1 protein-coding gene is annotated in these 2,046 nt (G+C 50.8%); it reads right to left on the bottom strand.

The window, feature by feature from the left end; all coding sequences use genetic code 11:
* Positions 1-544: 544 nt before the first annotated feature.
* Positions 545-1,102: an outer membrane protein gene (locus SLH47_RS26200; RefSeq protein WP_320244083.1), complete on the bottom strand. Its 558-nt coding sequence runs from the start codon at positions 1,100-1,102 to the stop codon at positions 545-547.
* Positions 1,103-2,046: the final 944 nt, after the last annotated feature.

Consider the following 2,046-nt stretch of genomic DNA (forward strand, 5'->3'; position numbering starts at 1 on the left):
CCCCTTCGCATGCAATGAAGTGAGAATTAGCAAGGCCCCTTCGCACTTGGGGCCTTTCTTTTGGGCTTGGAGGGATCGGTACGGATGACCGTTTTGCCGCAATTGCTATACTTTGGGAAATGCTTTTGAATATCGGGGTTGTCCACTGCTCGATCAGTGCAGACCGTGAATCGAATGTCCTGTGTGGGTGGCGCCCGCATCGCAAGGGTTAAATGAGACAGTGTGCACCTTTCAGAAGCAGTCTTATGTCCGGCCTCACATGATGATTTCTCCGTCATTAGGTTGTTTCCGATTTCGGTGCCCGAGGTGAGCTCTCTTTCGGCAGCCCCCTGTCTGAGAGTGTCCGGTCTTTTGTATATGACTGATCCGGTTCATACTTCACCGAAAGGAAGCATGAATGACAATCTCAAAGGAAATCCTGAACGAACCTCTGCAAGGCGTTGAGCGCCCGAAAGACTTGCTCGGCGGAATGCCGGCCACGCCGCGACACACAAAAGCCGTGCCAAGAAGGCACGGCTTGCTTTATCATGCTACAAATTCTTGATCAGAATCTGTAAGCCGTCCTGAGAGCAAGTGTGTCGAGCGCGACGTCATCATCTTCATCTTCCTCTACCGTGGCACGTCGTGCGAGATACTCTGCCCCGATGACGATGTTGTTCCCGAGATCGTAGTCAGCACCAACGCCAAAGTTGAACCCGTTTGCCCGGACTTCGTCTACTGAAATGCGAGAGACGCCTGCCACACCATAGAACAAGATGTTGTTGACCGCGTAGCCGACACGACCTTTCAGATCAAAGATATCAAGGTCCACAGTTATCTTTCGTCCACTAATCTCGAATTCGGCATCGGGGGCGAGTTGAAAAACACCTTCGCCACCAAAGACGAAATCGTCATTTTGTACAGTGTAGCCACTGAATATGCCAAGAGCAGCGCTTGGGTCAGCCTCATAAGTCACGGAACTACCATCATCTTCGCCTGACAGCTCATTTGTAACGGTTGAGCCAAGTGAGAAGCCAGCATATGCGCCGTTCCAATCGGCAAGCGCATGCGTTGGCAAGGCGGTTGCAAGGGCCAGCAGGGCAGTTTTTACATGATAGGTCATTGGTCATTCTTCCAAAGCGCGATGGGTTACGTGAAGTTGAGGTGTCTTTCTCACGACGCCTGAATTGCCTGCGACTGCGCTACTTTGACATCCAATTCAAACTGGTGAGCGATCGACGTTGATCTGGAACGCATCGATGATGGATGGAAACCTGATGCTGTTTTCCCAGTCGGCGCTCCGAGCTTTTGCTGATAGCGTTTTGTTGTTTCATTGCCGACAAATGCGCCCGATCAATTCGTCTGGTATGCAGAATTAGAAGCAGCGCGCCATATTGGAAAATACTGAAATTCTATATTTGAATAGATATCAACTATGCTGGGGTCTGTGCCACGACACAGTTCAACAATGCTGTATTCGCTCGCAGGGCCGTACCGCACAATCCCAGTTTTGACTTTGACTGGCGACGGCTTGCGCGCCGCATGGCGGCCGTCTTTCACAACCTGCTCACAGTTGATCCGGCTAAACCCGCTCTACAAGGCTAAAGCCATGCATGTATAAGGAGATCGTTTTTCTGGTCAAAGACACGATCTCTCATAGCTAATACCTATTGAAGAATAATATCTCGGTATTTTCCAATGCAGCAACCTGGCCCTAGAGTTGGGTGCATGAGGCGTTGGATGGACACTTCCGTTAACCCACCCACGACCACTCACTCACCCCCTCCCTCGCCTCTCGGGGGAGGGGGTGGACCAGGGATTATCCGCCCGAGGCAGGGAAAAGGGGGCAACGGCTACAGCGCTGTTGCTCTCTTAACTCAAATTAGATCGTTGTTTTGAGTGGAAAATAACTGGATGGGTTTGCATTTCGACATGGAGTTTTGCTCAGATGCTTGATCAGCAATCACCAATATCCAGGATGAATATGGACTTTGACTTACCGCTTGTCTTAGCCCCCTAAAACTGTGCCACAGTTGGCTTAGTGTTGGAGGCAGGATTGATGGCGCG

This window comes from Cognatiyoonia sp. IB215182 (assembly GCF_033963905.1).
Taxonomy (GTDB): Bacteria; Pseudomonadota; Alphaproteobacteria; order Rhodobacterales; family Rhodobacteraceae; genus Yoonia.